This is a genomic window from Flexithrix dorotheae DSM 6795 (assembly GCF_000379765.1).
In the GTDB taxonomy this organism is placed as follows: domain Bacteria; phylum Bacteroidota; class Bacteroidia; order Cytophagales; family Flammeovirgaceae; genus Flexithrix; species Flexithrix dorotheae.
The window spans coordinates 42,603-64,738 of record NZ_KB903456.1 but is presented as its reverse complement, the minus strand read 5'-3'; the positions used below and the strand labels follow the sequence as shown (position 1 = coordinate 64,738).

Genomic DNA, 22,136 nt, shown 5'->3' with positions numbered 1-22,136 from the left:
TCATTCCTTTAAATCTTTTGGACAATGATTCCCTGCCTAAGGTTTGTGATTTATATAATACTGAAATTCTTTCCCAACTCGATTCTGCATGGGGGTCCTTCACTTTGGATGCTGCCACTGGAACAATTAATTATTTGCCCAAACCGGGTTTCTTTGGAGAATTCGAATTTTCCTACAAAGTCTGCAATGCATGTCCCGGCTGTGAAACAGAATGTGATTCGGCATTGGTAAAAGTGATTGTCCCGGAAGCCGATTGCTGCCCAAGACCAATTGCCAATGATGATATTTTCAATTTAAGTGATACAGAAATTTGTGCGGGGAATTTCATTCCTTTAAACCTTTTAGATAATGATTCCCTGCCTAAAGTTTGTGATCTTTTTAACACAGAAATTCTAACACAACTCGATTCTGCATGGGGGTCTTTTAGCGTAGATGCTGCAACAGGAACGGTCAATTATTTGCCCAAACCGGGTTTCTTTGGGGAGTTCGAATTTTCCTACAAAGTCTGTAATGCTTGTCCAGGCTGTGAATCTGAATGTGATTCGGCTTTGGTGAAAGTGGTTGTGCCTGAAGCTGATTGTTGCCCAAGACCAATTGCCGGAAACGATATGTTTGAGCTGAATCAAGATTCTATTTGTTCCCCGGGAAGTGTATTTCAGCTTAATCTGAAATCGAATGATACTTTACCTACACAATGCAATAATTATCCATATAAAATCATCACCAATATTCAGCCAGACTGGGGAACACTTCAGCTGGATTCTACTTCTGGAATATTGACTTACACTCCAAACCCTGAGTTTTCTGGAGAATTTAGTTTTGGATATCAGGTTTGTAACCGATGTAATGGCTGTGCTGAAAAGAACCTTTGCTCGGAGGCAATTGTAACGATCCGAGTGCCTAAATGCTGTGAAGCACCAATTGCAAATGTAGATGAATTTATCCTTGAAGAAGATGAGGTTTGCAGTGAGGTGGCAATCGAATTTGATTTATCGGAAAATGATGAAGCTCCACAATCCTGCGATCAATTAAATTTTGAAATTATTTCGGAAATTGATCCTGCCTGGGGCTCATTGAGTCTCAACCAAACAACAGGATTATTGACATTTACACCCGACCGAAGTTTTTCAGGTGACATTAATCTTCAATATAAAGTTTGTAATGATTGTGAGGGTTGCGAAGATCAAAATTCCTGTGATACCACAGAAATAAAAATTGAAGTTCCGGAGTGCCCGGATTGTTCATGGACATTTATCAGTAATTTTATTTCACCAAATGGGGATAATGTGAATGACATTTGGGTTGCTACCTGTGTATCTAAAGTTGAAATTTATAACCGTTGGGACGATTTGCAATTTAGTCAGTCTCCAACCGGACCAGATTTCAGGGTAGAATGGGATGGAAAAAATAATAATGGGAACCTTGTTCCTGATGGTACTTACTTCTTTATTTTATATGATCTGGAAGGAAACAGAATTGGGGGAAAAGTATTTGAAAATGGAGTAGAAGTTGATGACCTGACGAACAAAACTTATATTACAGTAAAATCCAAGTAAAAGAATTAGGCAAATTAAATTTTCTGGAGATAGTCCCGGAATAGAAAGCTATAGCATGAAAAGACTTTATTTTTTACTTATTTTTTTGATTGTAGGGGAACATGCTTTTTCCCAACAGGAGCCGGTTTATTCTCAATACATGTTCAATGGGCTAGCCATTAACCCTGCCTATGCTGGTAGTCATGAGGTGAATAGTGTAACGGCTCTTGGAAGATGGCAATGGACAGGTCTGGAAGGCGCACCCAAAACCGGAACATTTTCCTTTCATGCTCCTATCCAAAAAGTTTTTAGTACAGAAAAAAGCAGAATGGCTGCAGGATTCAATTTAGTGCATGATGAAATTGGAACTACAAAAAGAACATTTGCCAATGCGGCTTTTGCCTATATTATTCCTATAGATAAGGGAAGTTTATCCTTTGGTCTAAAAGCGGGATTGGTTCGGGCCAGGTTTGACCAGTCGGGAATTGTGGGCGTTGACCCAAATGATCCTGTTTTGAGCAATAATTTTGATCCAACCACAAAACCTGACTTTGGCTTTGGAGTCTATTATTATTCCGACAGGCTATTCCTGGGAGCCTCTATTCCTTCAGGTTTACAGGAAATGTTGGTAGAAGAAGACGAACCCACTACAGCAGACATTCGTCAGCACTATTTCTTCTATGCAGGATATGTGGTTAAACTTTCTGAAATATTTGATTTGAAGCCAAATGTTTTGGCAAAAGGAGTAAAAGGAGCCCCCATTCAATTTGATATAAATGCTAATTTATATTGGAAAGAAAAAATTGGTCTTGGCCTTTCTTATCGGCAATTTGACACTATGACTATTCTTTCACAATTTTTCCTCAACCAGAATTTTATGTTTGGTTATGCTTTTGAATTTGCCAATTTTTCCAGTTTGAATGAAGTGCAATCAGGAACTCACGAAATAGTTTTAAACTATCGGTTTAGCTTCCAGAAAAAAATTATTCTAACCCCAAGATTATTCTAATACAGCCTCTTTTTTTAAAATGAAATGATTTGTGATGAGTTCCTTCAATCTTTGATCGTGGGTGGAGATTACCATTGTTGCCTTATTTTTATTGGCCTGATTATCCAGTAAAGTATACACTGCTTTACAATTTTCATCATCAAGTGCTGAAGTTGGCTCATCCGCCAGAATCACTTTGGGTTTATTAATCAGTGCTCTGGCAATGGCTACTCTTTGGGCTTCTCCCTGACTCAGTTGATGGGGCTTATCATTAATTTTATCCGGAATATTCAGTTCAGTTAAAATTTCCTTTATCCGATCTGTGTCTCTGGATAACCCGGCAAAATACTGCGCCATCAATAAATTATCCTTGATAGTAAGAGATTCAATAAGATGCGGTTTTTGAAAAATTAATCCAATATTCTTCCCTCGAAATTTATCCATGGCTGCTCCACTCAGCTCAAGAATATTTTCCCCAGCAATAAACACATTTCCATTTGACGGTTTTAGCATTCCCGCTAAAATATGCAGCAGTGTGGTTTTTCCACTTCCAGACGGTCCGAGCATCAGGCTGTGTGCTCCCTGCTCCAGTTTCCAATCGGGAAAACTGATGATTTTTTTTCCATCATAACTGGTTGATAAACCTTTAATTTCTATCATTTTTTCTGTTAGAATAATTCAAAAAATCCCTTTTCAATGCCTGTTAAACTATGTTAAATAGAACTTGGGCACTTTTTCCTCCGTTATTTTTGTTTAGGCTGCAAGATATTAATTTCGGATAAAAACAGATTTAAACATCCAAAATTAAGTAGCAAATTAAAATTATCCGGGCAATTTATTTGCTATAAAAATCTGAAAGAGAGAACATTATTTCTCAAGGATAATAGTACGGAAGTTTAAAAGTACAGGAAAATATTTGAAAAAAAGAAACCTCATATTAACTATAGCACTAATGGCAGTTGCCCTGCTGGGATTGATCATTCTTCAATTCTACTGGATAAATATTTCCATTAGTGTGAATAAGGAAAGGTTTAAAAATAATGTACATGATGCTCTTCAGGCGGTGGTACAACGATTGGAAAAAGATGAAGCCTTTTTAATTGCCAAAGAAAAAATGGCTAACCGTATTGATATCATTCAGGATGATTTCATGATGGAGCTGGACTCTTTGGGAAATGCAAAATGGAGAGAGGAAAATACCATCCAGTCAACCCAAATCCTGGAATCACCCACATTGTCTGCAGCCGGAGTAAAATATGAAGTCGAGGAAGAAGTGGTAATAAGTAAATCGGGATTTGCTAAAAGACAATTAACCCAGACGGTAAATGATGGCGTATCCAATGAACTTCAAATTGAGCCTATTCTGGTAAGTAATTCTTATCCGCTTGATTCAGCTACATGGTACAATAAAATCAGGCAACAAAGCAAAAATAAACTTTCCAAGATGTCTGATATGTTTTCCAGCTTTCTTTCAGAATGGATGCATAAGGACAAAAAAATGAAAGACAGAATTTCCCAAAGACAATTAGATTCCTTATTAAATTTGGAAATTAGAAACCGGGGCATTGATATACCCTACTTTTTTGCTGTAAATGGAAGAGAATCTGGCCGATCGGAAGTCCTGTTTTGCACGAATGAGGAGGAGAAAAGGAATATTCTGCAATCTCAATTCAAGACCCCACTTTTCCCTACTGATATTTTTGACAATAAAAATACCTTATACCTGTATTTTCCGGATGAGCAGTCTTTTATCATCAAGGAAATGTGGTTATTACTGGTTTCATCAGCCATTTTTATCTCCCTGATCATTTATTGTTTTGGCTTTGCTATTCATACCATTATCAAGCAAAAGAAAATTTCGGAGATCACCAATGACTTCATCAGCAATATGACCCATGAGCTAAAAACACCAATTTCTACGGTTTCTTTAGCCACTGAAGCATTACTTGACCCGGACATACGCTCATTACCCAATCAAAGCTCAAGATACCTGAACATTATAAAAGATGAAAATAACAGACTCTTTCAGCAGGTAGAAAAAGTATTACAAATCGCCAGACTTGACCGGGGAGATTTTAAACTGAATTTAACTCAGGTGAATATTCATGATGCAGTTGACAAAGCCCTGAAGAATGTGATGATTCAGATTGAAAAGAGAGATGGAATTTTGAAGACCAGCCTAAATGCTGAAGAAGCCGTGGTAGAAGCAGATGAATTACACATTTCAAATATTATTTACAACCTTTTGGATAATGCGAATAAATATTCCCCGGAAAAACCTGAAATATGTATAGAAACATTTAATTCCAGAGAAGGTTTACAAATCCTCATTTCCGATAAGGGCCAGGGTATTGCCAAGGACATGGTGAATAAAATATTTGATAAATTTTACAGAGTGCCCACAGGAAACATTCATAATGTGAAAGGATTTGGGCTGGGTTTAAGCTATGTAAGAACTATGGTAGAAGCTCACCAGGGAACAATTTCTGTAAAAAGCGAACTCAACAAAGGAACTACATTTTCAATATACTTACCATTTAAACATGAATAAAACTAAAATTTTACTCGTAGAGGATGACCTTAACTTAGGACAAATTTTAAATGAGTATTTGAATGTAAAAGGTTATGAAACTACTTTATGCAGGGATGGAGAGCAAGGATTTACAGCCTTTAAACGAGAAAATTATGATTTGTGCATTTTCGATGTAATGATGCCTAAAGTAGATGGCTTCACTCTGGCAGATAAAGTAAGGAAAACAAATACAGAAGTCCCCATTATTTTTCTTACTGCCAAATCCCTGAAAGAAGATGCCATTAAAGGATTTAATGTAGGGGCAGATGATTATGTAACAAAGCCTTTCAGTATGGAAGAGTTGCTGTTGAGAATAAAGGCTATTTTGAGAAGAACTAATAAAACGGAAGAGGAAGACAACCTTCAAACTAAATTTGAAATTGGTAAATTTTCATTTGATTTTTCTTCTCAAAAGCTAACCATTGGGGATTTAGAACAAAAATTAACTTCGAAAGAATCGGCCTTGTTAAGAATGTTATGTTTACATAAAAATCAGGTGTTGGACCGATCGAAAGCATTGAAGAAGATATGGTTTGATGATAATTATTTCAATTCCCGGAGCATGGATGTGTACATTACAAAGCTGAGAAAATTTTTAAAGGCTGATGAAAACCTTCAGATAATAAATGTACACGGTCAGGGATTTAAACTTATCGAACTAAATTCAATGAACTAATGCAAAAGCCAATTTTTAAATTCTAATTAAATATATAGCTTTGCACTTCAAATGGAAATTTTCCATTAAGGCTCCGTAGCATAACTGGATAGTGCACCTGACTACGGATCAGGAGGTTGCAGGTTCGAATCCTGCCGGAGTCACCTAAAAATCAGGTAGTTACGAATTTTTATCTTAACTACCTTTTTTTATTTGCATACAATTTTGGAGTTTTTTCTTCTGTAAAAACATATTCTGAAATGATCCTGTGAAGGGATTTGGATTTTCAAACTGCTTGATTTTCACCAATCTAAATTTGCTGAAACCCTTAATAGCTTTACTTTTGCATCATTATTTTACCAGATTTTGATGTATCAAACACTCATTTGGTTTTCTATTGCTCTAGTCATTATTTTTATCACAATCCCCTGGCCATTTTCACCATTTCTAAACAGACCTTATTTCAGTTAACTATGAAAAAACTATTCAAAACAAATATTGGCAGACTTCGTATCCTTGGTTTTTTAGAAGGCTTTACACTTTTGATACTTGTATTTGTAGGAGTACCACTAAAATACTATTTTGAAACCCCTGGTTTTACCAAAGCTTTAGGACCGATACACGGAGCATTTTTCATTCTTTTTGTCATTAATGCAATAAGTGTGGGCATTGAGCAAAATTGGAAATTCAAAACTACCGGGAAAGTGATCTTAGCTAGTTTTATACCTTTTGGAAACTTTTATGTCGATAAAAATATTTTGAGCAAACGATAATCAGTATTTTTCTCTGAAACTTAAATATTAATGAAACCCCTAAATCAATGAGGATTCAAACTCCAGTGGGGTTCAGAGGTACCTCACTTCATTTTTCCTTACCTCTCAACCAGCAAATACCAGGATCAATACTAAAAGAACCTCCATATATTTGATAATCCCCAAGCTTTATCCAAATAGATCTGCATATCTTAAGTTTCAATGTGTAAATAATTTCCATTTTAAGGTCATAAAGTCAATAATAACCTCAGTCCCACCTTATTTCTGTTTTCACTCAATTTTGCTACCTTTAGGTCCGGGCAATCAATAATTTGTAAATAATCAAATGGGTCGTGTTTTCAATAAAAATTGTTGCCAACATTAAATCTATGAGAAAATTTATCGGGATCTTCCTTTTATTACTTTCAGGCTTTAGCGTATTTTCCCAAGGACTCAACCTTGAATTCCATGATGATGGGGTACTCTTTAAAGAAGGGGAGGATAGTGTATTATTCTACCAAACGGCTGTAAAATCACTTAATGGAAAATACGAAAGGGCTAATTATATCCATCCTTTGTATTCACTGGATGGTCAAATATTGACAGAAGACTTTCCTGAAGATCATCCTCATCACCGGGGTATTTTCTGGGCATGGCATCAATTCTATATTGGAGATAAACGAATTGGGGATGGTTGGGAAATCAAGGATTTTAAATGGGAAGTAAATCAGGTTGAAGCATTAAAAAACAATGGTAATGCAAAGAGTATTGTGGCAAATGTGATCTGGAAGTCTCCTCTGTGGTTAGATGATCATGGAAATGAAAAGCCTTTAGTAGCTGAAAACACAACAATTACCGTATATCCAACAAATAAAAACTATCGACAGGTTGATATTGAGATATCACTATTGGCTATGGAGCCAAATACAAGAATTGGCGGATCTGAGGACGAAAAAGGTTATGGAGGTTTTTCTCCAAGAATAAAACTAGCAGAGAATGCAACTTTTACAGCCCCAACTGGAAAAGTTACGCCCCAACGCTTACCTATAAAAGCAGGAAACTGGATGGATATTTCAGGTTCTTTAAGAAATTCCAGCGCTGTAGAAGGTGTAGCGATTTTGAGTAACCCAAAAAATCCAGGTTATCCCAATCCATGGATTTTGCGGTCAAAAGAGAGTATGCAAAATGCAGTATTCCCCTACCCTGGAGAAAAAGGAACCACCCTCTCCCATATTGAACCAACGATACTCCGGTACAGATTACTTATTCATAATGGGTTGACACCATCGGAAATTTCTAAAATTCATGCACGGTATGCTAAAGGTAAATGATTTAAAAATTGGATACAATATCCTTTAAAATCTCAATTCTATCCCTTGTTATCAACTATATGTTTAGCTGTCCTTAAAATAATTGAGCACTTTTATCTCGATAATGAAAAGGATTAATTCCTGGGTATTCGGCCTTCTTTAAAAAAACAGGTAAATTAGAAACCAAATCAATAAATCATATTCCCTTATTATGAAAGTAATTGTAACCGGAGCTACAGGAATGGTTGGAAAAGGTGTGCTTTTGGAATGCCTTGATCATGCAGATATAACAGGTGTTTTATCAATTTCCAGAAACCCGTTAGGCATTAACCACCCCAAATTAACAGAAATTATCCACAAGGATTTCTCTGAATTTGCTTCTATTTCCGATAAGTTGGCAGGTTATGACGCCTGTTATGCCTGCATGGGGGTAAGTGCTGCTGGTATTGATGAATCCAAATACACCAAATTGACTTATGATTTTACCCTCGCATTGGCCAAAGAGTTGATAAAAATTAACCCCGACTTTACTTTTAACTATGTTTCAGGGCAAGGTACTGATTCTTCGGAAAAAGGCAGAAGTATGTGGGCCAGGGTGAAAGGAAAAACGGAAAATGATTTACTCAAATTAGGTTTTAAACAGGCCTTTATGTTCAGGCCGGGAGGAATAATTCCAAAACGAGACATTCAACCCAGTGATAAAATGTATAGATTTTTGATTAATAACTTAAAATGGCTCCTGAAAATATTGAAAGGGTTATTTCCAAATTCGATCGTGGATACCACTCAGATTGGCCAGGCCATGATCAATGTCACTTTAAAAGGCTATGAAAAAAAAGTTTTAAAACCGGCAGATATATTAACTTTAGCCGAGTATTAAATTCTATTCAAAAATTTATAATTTACAATTAATGAACAAATTGAAACTGCTGCTCTTTTCCCTATGCCTAATTTATTTAGGGGCCTGCAATAAGAATTCTACCTCAATTGATGAAAAAGCCCCGGAACAATGGCAATCACTTTTTAATGGGAAAGATTTAGAAGGCTGGATTCCCAAAATACATCATCATGAAGTTGGAGATAACTTTGCAAATACTTTCCGTGTAGTAGATGGAAAAATTCAGGTCAATTATGATGATTACCCTGAATTTAATGAACGGTATGGCCATTTGTTCTATAAAGAACCATTTTCTTCTTACCACTTAAAATTTGAATATAAGTTTACCGAACAATGGCTGGAAGATGCACCGAGTTATACTTATAGAAATAGTGGAATAATGTTTCATTCACAGGATCCCAAAACCATTCTGAAAGAACAAAACTGGCCTATTTCTGTAGAATATCAAATGCTTGCGGATGAAGGTAAAGGCCCCAGACCAACAGGCAATATGTGTTCTCCCGGAACTGAAGTGATTTTTAATCATGAAATGGACCCAAGACATTGCATTAGTTCTACTTCTAAAACTTATCCTTGGGATGAGTGGGTAAGTGGAGATTTAATTGTTTTCAGAGATTCATTGGTGATCCATTTGGTAAATGGAGACACAGTTTTGCAATACACTAAACCACAAATAGGTGGGGCTGTGGTTGAGGGATTTGATCCTGCTATAAAAATTGATGGGAAACTACTCACAAAAGGCTTTATTGGTTTGCAATCGGAAGGTCAGGGAATTGAGTTTAAAAATATAAAAATTAAAACCCTAGAATGATTTAATGCCTGTAATTAAACTCATTCTCAAAAGTCTATTCACGAAGAAAACCTACAAAACATGTAAAAATGTCATGATTTAAATTGGAAATCATGACATTTTTACATATATCATTCTTGTAATCTGCTAAATTTTCCGTTTTTTGCGGCTGGCATTTCCCTTGTATATTCTTAGGTGAAATCAATTAATAGTTTAACCAAAAATACCTAAGAAAATGACACTTGTAAAATTTAACCGAGACAAAGACAAAGGATTATCAACATTCTCGAATTTTGTAGATAATTTCTTTAACGATGGATGGAACAGACTTCCTGGAAAATCATTTTTCGATGATGATAACTTTAATATTCCTGCAGTAAATATTCAGGAAAACGACAAAGAATTTAATATTGAACTGGCAGCTCCCGGATTGGATAAAAAAGATTTTAAAATTGAAATCGATCACGGTGTTTTAACAATTTCAACCGAAAAAGAAAATAAGGTTGAAGAAAAAGACAAAGCTGGAAATTACACCAGAAGAGAATTCAGTTATCACTCTTTCCGAAGGTCATTCCAATTGCCAGACACCGTAAATGCGGACGATATCAAAGCAGGATATGACAATGGTTTGTTAAATATTACCTTACCCAAAAGGGAAGCTGTAAAACCAAAAACTATTTCAATTAAATAAGCACCAGTGCTTATACTTTTGAGCCACTTTTGTTGCTAATGACAAACACAAGTGGCTAACTTATACAGTTAATTTCTATTAGCTGCTTTTCAACAAGCATGACGAAAAAAGGGTAACTCGAATTGAGTTACCCTTTTTTTATGATTGACTTTCAGCCTTCCTAAGCCTCTTTGCATCCTTATAAGGATTATAGCCATTCAATTCTTTAGGATAATAGCCATCCATATTCCATTCCCTTTTGGTGGGGGAATTTTTACATTCTTCAGAGCAACATCCTTCCATTTTTTCCATACAACTTTCACAAATAGCTGTATGTCGGTTACAAACCGTATCGGCACAATTAACCATATGGTCGCTTATTGTACCACAGACATAACATTTGCTGATTACCTTTGGATTTACCTTATTCACATCCACCGCCACACGATTGTCAAACACATAGCATTTTCCTTCAAAATCTTCTCCTCCCTCTTCAATACCGTATTTTATTATACCTCCGTGCAACTGGTAAACATTCTCAAATCCTTTTTCCAATAAAAAGGCACTGGCTTTTTCACATTTTATTCCACCAGTACAATAAGTTATCACCTTTTTATTTTTGAATTCTTCCAGTTCGTGCATTTTTTCAGGAAGATTCCGCAAGTTATTAATATCAAGGGTGATGGCTCCTTTAAATTTCCCGATACTATGTTCGTAATTAGAGCGCATATCCACCAAAACCACATCTTCCTGATCTTTTAATTTTTTAAATTCTGCAGGCTCTAAGTGAATTCCGGTTTTTTTATTGGGATCAACTGTTTCGAAATCAGAATTGACGATTTCATCTTTCGCCCTTACATTGAGCTTTTGAAAGGCATGTTCATCACTTTCATCAATTTTAAATTCAAGTGTTTCAAATCGTGGATCCGCCTTCACAATATCCATGTACTTTTGGCAATCGGCTTTCAGGCCGGAAACTGTCCCGTTTAAGCCTTCTCCGGCTACAATAATTCTACCCAATAAATTCAGGTCGAGACAAAGCTGGTGATGTTCTTCTCTAAATAATTCGGGGTTCTCAATAGTTGTATAGCAATAATACAACAGAATGTAATATTTCTTTTCTTCCATCCTCTTAGTTGTGGCTAAGTGATACATATTTAATTTCAGCTGCAAATGTAAATAATTTGATGGCACAAAACATGACAATCCTCACTTTAGCGCATCCAAACTTTCTCAATCCTGGTGTTTTTTTAAGTATCCTGATTAATTTTGGGTGAATTGAACATTTAACTCTGTAGCTAAAAACTTGATGGAAGTTGAAACTGCTTTATACATTGTACCCACCCCAATCGGTAACCTTGAAGATATCACTTTAAGGGCTATTCGAATTTTGAAAGAAGTTGATGGCATTTTAGCGGAAGATACTCGAAAAACCGGGATTTTACTTAAGCATTTGGAGATATCAAAACCTTTGAGCAGTTATCATATTTTCAATGAACACCAAACAGTAAAACGGATTATTGAAAGATTACATAATGGGGAAAAGCTGGCATTGGTTTCGGATGCGGGAACTCCGGTAATTTCCGATCCTGGGTTTTTATTGGTGCGGGAATGTATCGCTAATGATATAAAAGTAGAATGTCTTCCCGGGGCTACTGCATTTGTGCCTGCCCTGGTCAATTCCGGGCTTCCAGCAGATAAATTCATATTTGAAGGTTTTTTGCCGCACAAAAAAGGCAGACAAACCAGACTGAACATTTTAGCCGAAGAAGAAAGGACCATTATTTTATATGAATCACCACACAGGTTGCTCAAAACATTAAAGCAATTAGGGGAATCTCTGGGCACGGACCGAATAGCGTTGGTAGCCAGAGAACTCACCAAAATTCACGAAGAAAATGCCCGTGATACCATTTCGGAGTTGATTAAACACTTTGAAGCTAAAGCTATAAAAGGTGAAATTGTAATTGTAGTAGAAGGAAAAGGAAAATAAGAAGTACCAGTAATTATGGAAAATCAAACCGGATTTTTAGCCAGTAAAAAGTACCTTTATTTATTTGCCGTTATCAGTGGAGTTTTGTTCTTCTTGCCATGGGTTTCACGAATCCCATTCACCATTTTATTTGCATTTGCTCCTTTATTAGCAATAGAAAAAAGGCTTGCTCAAAAACCGGGTTTCACTTATTTGCTTTCCCTGTTTTTATGCTGTTTCATCTGCTTTTTTATTACCAACATTGGTGCAACTTATTGGCTTTTTCCAGCTGCAGGCCCTATGGCTGTTGGTATATGGATTTATAATGCTATTTTTATCTCACTCCCAATAATTTTATTTTCTGTAGTAAAAAAGAAGTCACAGGGAAAATACGGGTATCTGGCACTGGTTTGCTTTTGGTTAGGATTTGAATATCTGCAAAACCACTGGTTTCTGGGTTGGCCATGGCTCAATTTGGGAAGTGCCTTCATGAGGCAGTTTTTCTGGGTACAATGGTATGAAATTGTAGGGATATCCGGAGGGACACTCTGGATAATAATTTCGGGAATTGTGGCCTATCAAATCTTATTTCTAAGGCGTAAAAGATGGCTATGGGCAATTTTTATTTATCTCCCAATTTTCTATTCCTACCTGTTTATCGAAAAAGATCCAACTCAAAGTAAAACTGAAAAACCGGCCTCTATTTCCATTGAAGCTGTTGGAAAACATTTTGCCGAAAAGCATCATGAATCTGCATTCAAAATTTCTGAACCATTTTTTTATTGCTTTTTGAATGATGTGGAAAATGACAACTTCTTGTTAAATAATGACTCTGAAGAAATGGAAAATATTCTTCTGATAGAGACTTCTACGGCTTCCAATCCTGATAAATTTGCTGAACTTGTAGATAAAAATAAAAGTGAGCTGATTCTGGTAGAGCAGGGAAATATGCCCTATAAGATTCAAAATGCTTACTTAAGACTAAGGGCAATTGAGAATAGGGTAAATATTATTTTTAAATATGATGCTAATCAATACCGGTTGATTCCCTCTACAGGAATTGATCGCTACTGGGATACGGATAAGCAAAAAAGCCTAAATTTTTATCCATCTGCAACCCAAACAAGTTTTACCACTTACCAGAATTTAATTGGAAGACTAGCTGCTTTTATAGGTATTTTCATTCTGCTGATCACTTTAGTAAAAAATAAATTGGGGAAATTTTCTAATAAATAGACCACCAGCTTTAAATTTTGAAAAAATCAGACATAAAAAAACTACTAGACGAGAAATTTGAGGAATTCAACCAGCCGGGCTTTATTGAAGATGATCCCATTTGTATTCCCCATTCATTTACAAAAAAACAGGATATTGAAATAACTGCATTTTGGGCAGCGACCCTTGCCTGGGGACAGCGAAAAACCATTATTAAAAGTTGCCAAAACCTGGTAAAAATGATGGATGGCGCGCCTCACGATTTTATTCTAAACCATTCGGAAAATGACCTGAAATCCTTTCTCAATTTTAAGCACAGAACCTTTAATGATATTGATGCCCTGTATTTCATTGAGTTTTTCAAAAATCATTACCAAAATCACGAATCTTTAGAGCATGCTTTTTTTGTGGAAGAAAAGCCAAAACCTGAAAATGTAGGTAATTACCTTATACACTTCCATAACCAGTTTTTTGCGCTGCCCGACTATCCACACCGCACAAGAAAACATGTGGCTACCCCCGAACGAAAATCAGCCTGTAAGAGGATAAACATGTTCCTGCGATGGATGGTGAGAAATGATAAAAACAGTGTGGATTTTGGTATATGGAAAACCATTACCCCCAACCAACTGGTTTGCCCGCTGGATATTCATGTAGAAAGAGTAGCCAGAAAACTGGGACTTTTAAAACGAAAACAAACTGACTGGCTGGCTGCAGTAGAACTGACCCAAAACCTAAAAAAGTTCGATCAAAACGACCCCGTAAAATACGATTTTGCTCTTTTCGGGCTGGGTCTTCAGGGCTTTTGATTTTAGTGTCTACAATTAAGTGTATTTCCTTCTTCTAGCTTAAATTTACGTTCAGGATATATAAAATTTTTCAGGTAAAATTTGAAGTAAAGCATTATGTCTTCAAACCAGGGTGGGAAAAAGCAATAAGTAACCAAAAAGTTTTTCAAGTCCTGAGTGGGAAAGTATTTCGGATACTGGTTATTTATTCCGGAAAACCTATTTGAAGACAGAGATTTTTGAGTCGTTTTTTCATCGACTGGAAAAAATGACAAAAGTAAAAACAGAATTGCTTGGCTTTAATTAAAGTAGAGAAGAATAGGAGGAAAACAAAAATTTAATTGGGCATTAGAATTTCATTAATCAATTTTCAATTGGCACTAAAAAACTCACATATCATAATTTACCTCTTTTTTTTGGCAAATATTTCCTTTTTCCATATTGAGGAGAGCAATGCACAGGATCAGGAATTGAATATTGATTTATTAGGCCAAAAAGCTAACCGGAATTTCGCCAAAGCAGATTCCATTCTAAAACATGATAATTTCATTAATGCCATCATTTTTTTCGATAAAGCTTTAGAAGATTATGAAAGGATATATGGAAAGGAAAATAAAAAGCTTGCTTTGGTTTTTCAGACTATAGCTGAATTACTTTCCGAAGACAATCATCCGGATGAAGCCGCAAAATATGGCCTGAAAGCACTGGAAATTTTAGAACTTCAGTCTGAAAAGGATTGGGGAAATATTGGCAAATTAAACTTGTCTTTGGGGAATATTTATAAATACCAACAACTCAATAACGTTGCTATTGATTATTATGAAAAGGCTTTATCTGCTTTTTCTACTATCAATTCCCCGGCTTATGATGCCACTTTTGTGGAACTCCAACTGGCTCTGGGAAATCTTTATTATGAAAACAGAGATTTTAAGGGGGCCATTTCCTATTTCCAGAATGCCAATAATTTTATCAACAAAAATATTGGGACTGAACTTCACCATAATGTGGCCATTATTTACAACAATATTGGAAATGCCTATCTGGAAGCAGATTCTTTGGAACTGGGTCTTCAAAATTTGCATAAATCCATTGGAATCACTAAAGAGATTTTTGGAGATAAAGTAGAAGACATTGCCAAAACCTATACTACTTTATCCATGGTGCACTTTGGTAATTTTCAATATGATAGTGCCATTGTATATGCCAAAAAAGCGATTGAAGTTTATAACAGTTTGTCGGGGAATTATGATGAAATTGTACTCGATTACCAACTTTACCTTGCCAAACAGTTTTTTTGGGCGCAATCATTTGAAACTTCTTCTTTCTGGTATGAAGAATACATTTCCAAATATTTTGAAACTACTGAGAATAAATTAGTTACGGCCAATCTGAATTTCCAGGTGGCTAAATCATTTTCAGATAATTACAGTTTTCACCATGCCTTAAATTTTTATGACAAGGCTTTAATACTATACCAGGAATATTATCAGGACGATGATGTGCAGTTGGGCAATCTGACCAGGGAAATTGGTTTAATTTTCTATAAACTGGGTTATTTCGAAAAAGCAGAAAACTACCTAAATGAATCTGTAAGGATTTTTGAAAATGCTGATTCGGTTGCTGAAAATGCCCTTACCGATTCTTATCAGGTATTAGGAGAAGTATATGCCAAAGAAAATCAACATGAAAAAAGTAATTTTTACTTGTTAAAAACCGAAACTGCATTAACAGCAGAAAATAATAGAAGAGCTTCGGTTTTAAACCAGTTGGCTGATAATTATTACCACTTAGGCCAATATGATTCAGCCTTAATTTTTGCCCAAATGGAAGCCGATTTTTATCTGGAAGTTTACGAAGGTATTCACATTGCTATGGCTGAATCCTACATACTTTTGGGGAATATTTACGCCAAAAAAAATGATTTGGAACGCTCCATTTATTATTATGAAAACTCTCCCAAATACAACAAAAAAATCTTCATGAAAGAAAGCAAGTTAGTGCTGGATGCCAACCGATTTTTAGCCTACATCTACGCCAAAAATGGCGATTTGGGAAAATCAAAATTACATGCTCAGTTGGCTTTAAATATTCAGCGGGGGATTCGGTAGGTAAGGATTAGAGGTTAGAAGTTGGATATTCGAAAAATTATTACTGTTGGTTAGCTGTGATCTAAAGCAGTGAATTCGAGTTTTTGTCCTTCATTTTCTTATTACCACAAGCCGCACAAAATGAAGCTTTTGGTGTTCTATATGGCTTGCCACATTTCTCACATGGCGGACCATATAGATCAATTTGATGATGCATGATAGCATTAGGTTCTGTTTCACCAAACCCAGTCAATTCATTGTAATAATCCAACAATGGTTTAAAGATTTCTCTTCTAGACATTCCAGGTTTTCGCCTTTCAAATGCCTCTCCATATAATCTATGGGCAATTTTGAATTCCTCTTTTTCCAACATGGGAACTTCCATTTTACATCTCCAACACCATAGTTTTTTCATTGAGCCTTTCAAATATTTGGCAGTTTGCAGCTTTCAGGAATTTTTTTCAGTTGCAAACGGGAATTTATTCCCAAGCTTAAGTATTAAAACTTAAGTTTGGGAATGATTGCTTGAAGTTTAATTTCTAAGCCAAAAAATAAAAAAATTAGGTGTAGAATGCACTATACCTAATTTTTTTCCTACAAATTCGAATTCAATCTTTCAATTGCAGTTTTTATTCTGTTAGCTACTTCTTCTTTTCCCAACACTTCCAAAATAGGCATAAGGTCTGGTCCTCCGGCTGCTCCGGAAATAGCAACCCTAAGCGGCTGCATCACCTTGCCCATTCCCATTTCTTTTTTCTCTAAAATAGCCACCAGACATTCCTTGGCAGTTACTTCATTAAAATCATTTATTTCGGAAATGGCTTGCTGGTACTCATCCAGCACTTCAGCGACATCACTTTTCCATTTCTTTCTTACGGTTTTCTCATCATAATTTTCAGGGGCCTGGAAAAAATACTGCGCACTATCATAAAAATCCTGAATGAAAGTTACCCTTTCCTTCATCAGTCCGGCAATTCTTTCCGCCTTTTCTGCAGAACAGGGAATTCCTTTTTCTTTCAATATTTCCAAAAGGAAAACAGAAAGTTCTTGATCAGACTTCGCTTTTATGTATTGCTGATTAAACCACTTGGCTTTCTCAAAATCAAACTTGGTTCCCGATTTCCCTACTTTATCAATAGAGAAAGCTTCAATTAAACCTTCCATATCAAAAATTTCCTGCTCTCCACCTGGATTCCATCCTAATAAGGAAAGGAAATTAATGAAGGCATCGGGTAAAAAACCATCTTCTCTGTAACCAGAAAATACTTCCCCTGATTTTTTATCATTCCAGGCAATTGGAAAAACTGAAAACCCTAATTTATCTCCATCTCTTTTGCTCAATTTCCCATTCCCATTGGGTTTAAGCAATAATGGCAAGTGAGCAAATTTTGGCATAGAATCCTCCCAGCCCAAATATTGATAAAGCAAAACATGTAAAGGAGCTGAGGGCAACCACTCCTCTCCCCTGATCACATGGGTAATACCCATTAAATGATCATCCACAATATTCGCCAGGTGGTAAGTGGGCATCCCGTCTCCTTTCAGGATTATTTTATCATCAATGGTGTGGGAATGTACAACTACCCACCCCCTAATCATGTCATTCAGCCTGATTTCCTTTTTCAAAGGTACTTTCAACCGAATCACATAAGGCTCACCTGAGGCCAGTTTTTGCTCTACTTCCTCTTTGGATAACGTAAGGGAGTTTTTCAGCCTTGTTCTCCACAGTGCATTGTAAAGAAAAGATTCCCCTTTCTCTTTTTCCATCTTTTCCCTTAATTCTCCTAATTCTTCCGGAGTATCAAAAGCATAATAAGCTTTCCCTGCATCTACCAATTGCTGGGCATATTTCCCATAAATTTCCTTTCTTTCTGATTGTCGGTATGGCCCAACATTTCCTTCCTCAGACCAGGGACTTTCATCCAGCTGAATTCCACACCATTCCAAACTTTCTTTGATATATTCCTCTGCTCCCTCCACAAACCTGTTTTGATCTGTATCTTCAATTCTAAGCAGCATTTTACCTCCATGTTTTTTGGCAAAAAGGTAATTAAAAAGTGCTGTTCTAACTCCTCCAATATGCAATGGTCCGGTTGGACTAGGCGCAAATCTTACTCTAATTTCTTCTTTCATTTTAGTTCATCATTGAAAACGACCACAAAAATACAAAACAGGGGCAATTATCTGAATAATAGTGAAATTATAGTAAGCAACCTCTGGTTTTAATTTAAGAAGAATAAATAAATAGTACTTCTTTAATCCAATATTCAGGTTTTGGTTATTTTGTAATCCTTAATGTTTAGCTATTTTTCCTCCATATTTGAAACATTAGGAGAGAATTTAAAAATAAAATTTACAGGTTTTAGATGTTAGCATAGCCTGTAATTTGGAAATCCATTACAAAACCATAGATTTGAATAGAATAAATTAAAAAAACTCTAATCCGGTTATTTTTTTAACTTGAGTTGAATTATTTGAAATCAATTTTTTCCAAATCGGGAAAAACTGAAACCATTTCAGCTTGTAAATTATAGACAATTAGCACATTGAACCCAAAATACCTACAATGCCATGGAACAACAACCGCTAGACCTTTCCAAAATAATCCTTGACAGGCTTGATAAAAAGAATGGATATTTTTCAGAGATCTTTCCCAAAAAACAGATCATTCTTCATCACTCAGCCTCAAATATTAGTCCTTTTGAACTTATTGATTCGTGGAGAAAAAACAACCTAAAAGCTGCAGCAAGTTTGGTAATTGCCGGCAAACCCTCAGTAGTTGGTGCCAATTATAATGATGGAGATATTATCAGTGTGTTTTCTTCCAGATACTGGGCTTTACACCTGAATTGCCACAGTAAAAAAAATAATATTCCGGCTTCTTATAAAAAGAGAGAGCATACCAGAACATTAGAAAAGGCTTCAATTGCCATCATGTTGTGCAATGCGGGTCCGCTTACTTTTTCGAATGGTAAATTTTACACGCGACACAAAACGCTTGTACCTGATAATGAAGTTATTGAATATATAGAGAAATACCGAGGATATAACTTTTACCACAAATACAGTGATGCCCAAATAGAATCATTACGTCAGCTTTTAGACTTTTTATGTAACCTTTATGATATACCAAGAATGTATCAACCGGACATGTGGGGCATTAGTCCATCTGCACTAGGCGGACAACCCGGAATTTATACCCACACCAGTTTAAGAACGGATTTGTCTGATTGTCATCCCCAACCCTCATTAATTGAGATGCTGGTAGAGTTTGGTGCAGGAACCAATACAAAGAAGGAGGTTGATAAAAGTTCAGTTCCTGAGGCAAAAACTAAAGGAAAGACCGAAAAAGTAGAGCTGGAAAGCCCTGAAAATGGAAAAGAAAAATAACCCTCAAAAAGAACCATCCTAATGGCTCTAAAGGTATGAAAATTATTCTTCCAATTTGATTTAATACATAATCAAATAGAAATTTGCTTGTTGTAATTAATAAATAAAAACAAGTACTCTCATTTTCCTTTCTTCAAAGGAGAAGGATTGATGCGAGTGTTTTCACATCGAAACTAAACACTAAAATATCCACACAAACTTCCTCTAATTTTTTAATCCGTAAATTTTTTATGAAACCAAATTTAGACTTAGGAAGTGTCAACAGGCAATTTAAGCTAAGCAATAAGAATTTTTTTACAGGCTCGGGGCAAAAAAAACAGATATACATACACCACACTGTTACCCCACCCGACCCATTGGATTTTTATAGATATCTTCAGGGAGTTAGCCACCCATTTGGTACTTTTTCGGTTATTGCCGGAAAACCCTATAATCCGGTTAGTCATACGCATTTTAGAGATGGAGAGATTTTTCAGTTATTTCCTTCCAAATACTGGTCAATTCATTTAGGAATTCATTTGAATGGAAATCATATACCTGAAATGTACAAAACAAAAAACAGGTGCAGGGAATTGGAAAAAAACTCTATTGGCATAAGTTTGTGTAACTGGGGCTGGCTGGAATGGAAAAACGGTTGTTTCAAACCTCAGGGAGATTCTTTGAAACCTGTAATCTCTAATGATGAAGTAATTCAATATACAACAGGTTACAGGGGTCATCAGTATTACCAAAAATATAGTTTGGCTCAAATTGAATCACTAAGACAATTATTAGTTTTCCTTTGTGAGGAATATCAAATCCCTAAAACTTACAATCCGGATATGTGGGAAATTAATGAAGCTGCCTTATCCGGAAAACCAGGGATTTACAGCCACTCAAGTGTAAGGACGGATAAAGATGACTGCCATCCACAACCGGAATTGGTTCAGATGCTAATGGATTTGGAAACCATGAAAACTTTTGACAGAAATCCAAGCTTTATTTTTAAACAGGATCATTGGAAAAATGGATAAAAAATAAATATAAATCATAAAAAAATTATTTTTATACTATAATTGTTTTGTGATTACAGTAAAGTTTAATATCATTTTTTATAGTGGTATTATTATTTAACCATTTATTAATACCACTTTACTCATTCTAAAACAGTTATGTACTTATTTTTGTATTTATACAATTCACCAAATATGCATGCAGTTGGATGATTGCTGAAAGAACAATTCATAAAACAAAGCCTAATTTTTATATGATAGCAAGAAGAGTACTGGTAGTTACTGGTGTTCTTTTCCTTTTTTTGCTGTCTATTGATTTAATGGTTCAGGCTTTTAACCTGCTCGGAAATGATTTTGCGATGGGCATCATCATGGCCACTCAAAATCCATTTGTAGGCTTGTTTATTGGCTTGCTTTCCACCGCAATTATTCAAAGCAGCTCTACCACCACCTCAATGGTAGTGGCGATTGTAGCAGCAGGAACAATTTCCTTTGAAAATGCGCTGCCCATCATTATGGGAGCCAATATAGGCACTACAATCACCAGTTCTATTGTTGCTTTGGGCCACATCACTGAAAAAACTGAATTTAGAAAAGCGATATCCGCTGCAGTCATTCATGATTTTTTCAACTTTTTTGCGGTACTGATAATTTTACCTTTGGAATATTTCACAGGTTTCTTTTCAGCAACATGTAAAAGTATTGCCGGATACTTAAGCGTAGTTGGGGTCCAGGACAATAGTTTAAAGTTTGTCCCTTTACAATCCTTTTCCAATTACCTTTCAGGTTTTTTTTCAAATAGTCCCTATCTGCTTTTATCTCTTGCGGTTATTCTCCTTGCCCTTTCCCTAAAGAGCATTACGGAGTTGTTAAAGTCAATTTTGATTGGGGATGCCAGAAAAAAATTAAATTCTTTTGTATTTGGAAGTCCGATGAAATCTTTGGGAATGGGAACAATTTTCACAGCCGCATTACAATCAAGTTCCGTAACCACTTCTATTATGGTTCCCTTAGTGGCAACTCAAAAAATTCAACTAAAGCAGGCGCTTCCCTTTATAATGGGAGCAAATGTTGGAACTACAATTACCGCTCTAATCGCTGCTATTTCTAAATCAGAAGCTGCCATTAGCATAGCTATTGCCCATTTTTTATTCAATTTTATTGGTGTACTTATCCTGCTTCCAATCCCATTATTCAGAAACTTATTAATCTGGTGTGCTCAACAATTAGGCATTGCCACAACCAAAAACAGGTTAATAGGTTTTATTTATATCATGCTCACCTTTTTCGTAATACCCTTTTTTCTGATATTTATGTCGAGTAACCCCGAAAAAAGTATTCCTCCTCAAAAGAAACCTCAAATTATAACACCTATTTCTTCGGAAAAGTAAATTGCCCTTAGAAGCTGGGAAAAGACCATTTTTTAACCATACTTCAGTCAATTACTTACTTAAACAAAACTTCAACATCTTCCTTTTTAACTTTAAAAAATTATTACTTTTGCAACTTGTTTCGCAAAAAA

General features: G+C 35.8%; 20 protein-coding genes and 1 tRNA gene. 17 read left to right on the top strand and 4 right to left on the bottom strand.

All coding sequences use genetic code 11. The annotated features are described in order from the left end of the window. On the top strand, positions 1-1,556 hold a 1,556-nt coding region (locus A3EM_RS0124995), incomplete at its 5' end, for an Ig-like domain-containing protein (RefSeq protein ID WP_026210580.1). Positions 1,557-1,611: 55 nt separating this feature from the next. After that, positions 1,612-2,544 (top strand): PorP/SprF family type IX secretion system membrane protein, encoded by a 933-nt coding sequence (locus tag A3EM_RS0124990; protein WP_020530984.1) that lies wholly within the window; start codon positions 1,612-1,614, stop codon positions 2,542-2,544. Here A3EM_RS0124990 and A3EM_RS0124985 read toward each other — a convergent pair. Beyond that, positions 2,536-3,183: an ABC transporter ATP-binding protein gene (locus A3EM_RS0124985; RefSeq protein WP_020530983.1), complete on the bottom strand. Its 648-nt coding sequence runs from the start codon at positions 3,181-3,183 to the stop codon at positions 2,536-2,538. The genes A3EM_RS0124990 and A3EM_RS0124985 overlap by 9 nt on opposite strands. 256 nt (positions 3,184-3,439) lie before the next feature. On the opposite strand from A3EM_RS0124985, the gene A3EM_RS0124980 reads away from it, so the two are divergent. The 8 genes from A3EM_RS0124980 to A3EM_RS0124940 all read left to right on the top strand — a co-directional run bounded on the left by A3EM_RS0124980 (position 3,440) and on the right by A3EM_RS0124940 (position 10,191). After that, the gene (locus A3EM_RS0124980) at positions 3,440-5,074 is read left to right on the top strand and encodes a sensor histidine kinase (protein WP_169513402.1); all 1,635 of its coding nucleotides are present in this window, start codon (positions 3,440-3,442) and stop codon (positions 5,072-5,074) included. After that, positions 5,067-5,771 (top strand): response regulator transcription factor, encoded by a 705-nt coding sequence (locus tag A3EM_RS0124975; RefSeq protein ID WP_020530981.1) that lies wholly within the window; start codon positions 5,067-5,069, stop codon positions 5,769-5,771. The genes A3EM_RS0124980 and A3EM_RS0124975 overlap by 8 nt, the downstream gene beginning before the upstream one ends. 69 nt (positions 5,772-5,840) lie before the next feature. Continuing rightward, positions 5,841-5,914 (top strand) — tRNA-Arg (locus A3EM_RS0124970). 309 nt (positions 5,915-6,223) lie between these two features. Beyond that, positions 6,224-6,523 carry a DUF3817 domain-containing protein gene (locus A3EM_RS0124965; RefSeq protein WP_020530980.1) on the top strand — a complete coding sequence of 100 codons (300 nt, stop codon included), beginning with the start codon at positions 6,224-6,226 and terminating at the stop codon, positions 6,521-6,523. Between the two features lie 368 nt (positions 6,524-6,891). Then, positions 6,892-7,833 (top strand): DUF6807 family protein, encoded by a 942-nt coding sequence (locus tag A3EM_RS0124955; protein ID WP_044239765.1) that lies wholly within the window; start codon positions 6,892-6,894, stop codon positions 7,831-7,833. 190 nt (positions 7,834-8,023) lie between these two features. Further along, a complete protein-coding gene (locus A3EM_RS0124950) occupies positions 8,024-8,692 on the top strand; it encodes a Rossmann-fold NAD(P)-binding domain-containing protein (protein WP_020530977.1) in 669 nt (222 codons plus the stop codon). Positions 8,693-8,723: 31 nt separating this feature from the next. Continuing rightward, complete coding sequence (locus A3EM_RS0124945) at positions 8,724-9,521, top strand: 3-keto-disaccharide hydrolase (RefSeq protein ID WP_020530976.1); 798 nt, start codon at positions 8,724-8,726, stop codon at positions 9,519-9,521. Between the two features lie 214 nt (positions 9,522-9,735). Then, positions 9,736-10,191 (top strand): Hsp20/alpha crystallin family protein, encoded by a 456-nt coding sequence (locus tag A3EM_RS0124940; RefSeq protein WP_020530975.1) that lies wholly within the window; start codon positions 9,736-9,738, stop codon positions 10,189-10,191. 138 nt (positions 10,192-10,329) lie between these two features. On the opposite strand, the gene trhO is transcribed toward A3EM_RS0124940, so the two are convergent. Next, positions 10,330-11,298, bottom strand: coding sequence for an oxygen-dependent tRNA uridine(34) hydroxylase TrhO (gene trhO, locus A3EM_RS0124935; protein WP_026210579.1), 969 nt, complete (start codon positions 11,296-11,298; stop codon positions 10,330-10,332). A 181-nt stretch (positions 11,299-11,479) separates the two neighbouring features. Here trhO and rsmI point away from each other — a divergent pair, with 181 nt between their 5' ends. The 4 genes from rsmI (at position 11,480) to A3EM_RS0124915 (ending at position 16,253) form a co-directional block, all read left to right on the top strand. Beyond that, entirely contained in the window at positions 11,480-12,163 is a 684-nt protein-coding gene (gene rsmI / locus A3EM_RS0124930; protein WP_020530973.1) for a 16S rRNA (cytidine(1402)-2'-O)-methyltransferase, read from the top strand. A 15-nt stretch (positions 12,164-12,178) separates the two neighbouring features. After that, entirely contained in the window at positions 12,179-13,378 is a 1,200-nt protein-coding gene (locus tag A3EM_RS0124925) for a hypothetical protein (RefSeq protein WP_020530972.1), read from the top strand. A gap of 17 nt (positions 13,379-13,395) precedes the next feature. Further along, positions 13,396-14,166, top strand: a complete 771-nt coding sequence (locus A3EM_RS0124920; RefSeq protein WP_020530971.1) for a TIGR02757 family protein — start codon at positions 13,396-13,398, stop codon at positions 14,164-14,166. A 353-nt stretch (positions 14,167-14,519) separates the two neighbouring features. Further along, the gene (locus tag A3EM_RS0124915; RefSeq protein WP_169513401.1) at positions 14,520-16,253 is read left to right on the top strand and encodes a tetratricopeptide repeat protein; all 1,734 of its coding nucleotides are present in this window, start codon (positions 14,520-14,522) and stop codon (positions 16,251-16,253) included. Positions 16,254-16,314: 61 nt separating this feature from the next. On the opposite strand, the gene A3EM_RS0124910 is transcribed toward A3EM_RS0124915, so the two are convergent. After that, entirely contained in the window at positions 16,315-16,647 is a 333-nt protein-coding gene (locus tag A3EM_RS0124910; RefSeq protein WP_020530969.1) for a hypothetical protein, read from the bottom strand. Positions 16,648-16,826: 179 nt separating this feature from the next. After that, positions 16,827-18,365 carry a glutamate--tRNA ligase gene (gltX, locus tag A3EM_RS0124900; protein ID WP_020530968.1) on the bottom strand — a complete coding sequence of 513 codons (1,539 nt, stop codon included), beginning with the start codon at positions 18,363-18,365 and terminating at the stop codon, positions 16,827-16,829. 438 nt (positions 18,366-18,803) lie between these two features. On the opposite strand from gltX, the gene A3EM_RS0124895 reads away from it, so the two are divergent. The 3 genes from A3EM_RS0124895 (at position 18,804) to A3EM_RS0124885 (ending at position 22,005) form a co-directional block, all read left to right on the top strand. After that, entirely contained in the window at positions 18,804-19,622 is an 819-nt protein-coding gene (locus A3EM_RS0124895; RefSeq protein ID WP_020530967.1) for a peptidoglycan recognition protein family protein, read from the top strand. A gap of 230 nt (positions 19,623-19,852) precedes the next feature. After that, positions 19,853-20,635 (top strand): peptidoglycan recognition protein family protein, encoded by a 783-nt coding sequence (locus tag A3EM_RS0124890; protein WP_020530966.1) that lies wholly within the window; start codon positions 19,853-19,855, stop codon positions 20,633-20,635. A 233-nt stretch (positions 20,636-20,868) separates the two neighbouring features. Next, positions 20,869-22,005, top strand: coding sequence for a Na/Pi symporter (locus A3EM_RS0124885; RefSeq protein WP_157638071.1), 1,137 nt, complete (start codon positions 20,869-20,871; stop codon positions 22,003-22,005). Positions 22,006-22,136 lie beyond the last annotated feature (131 nt).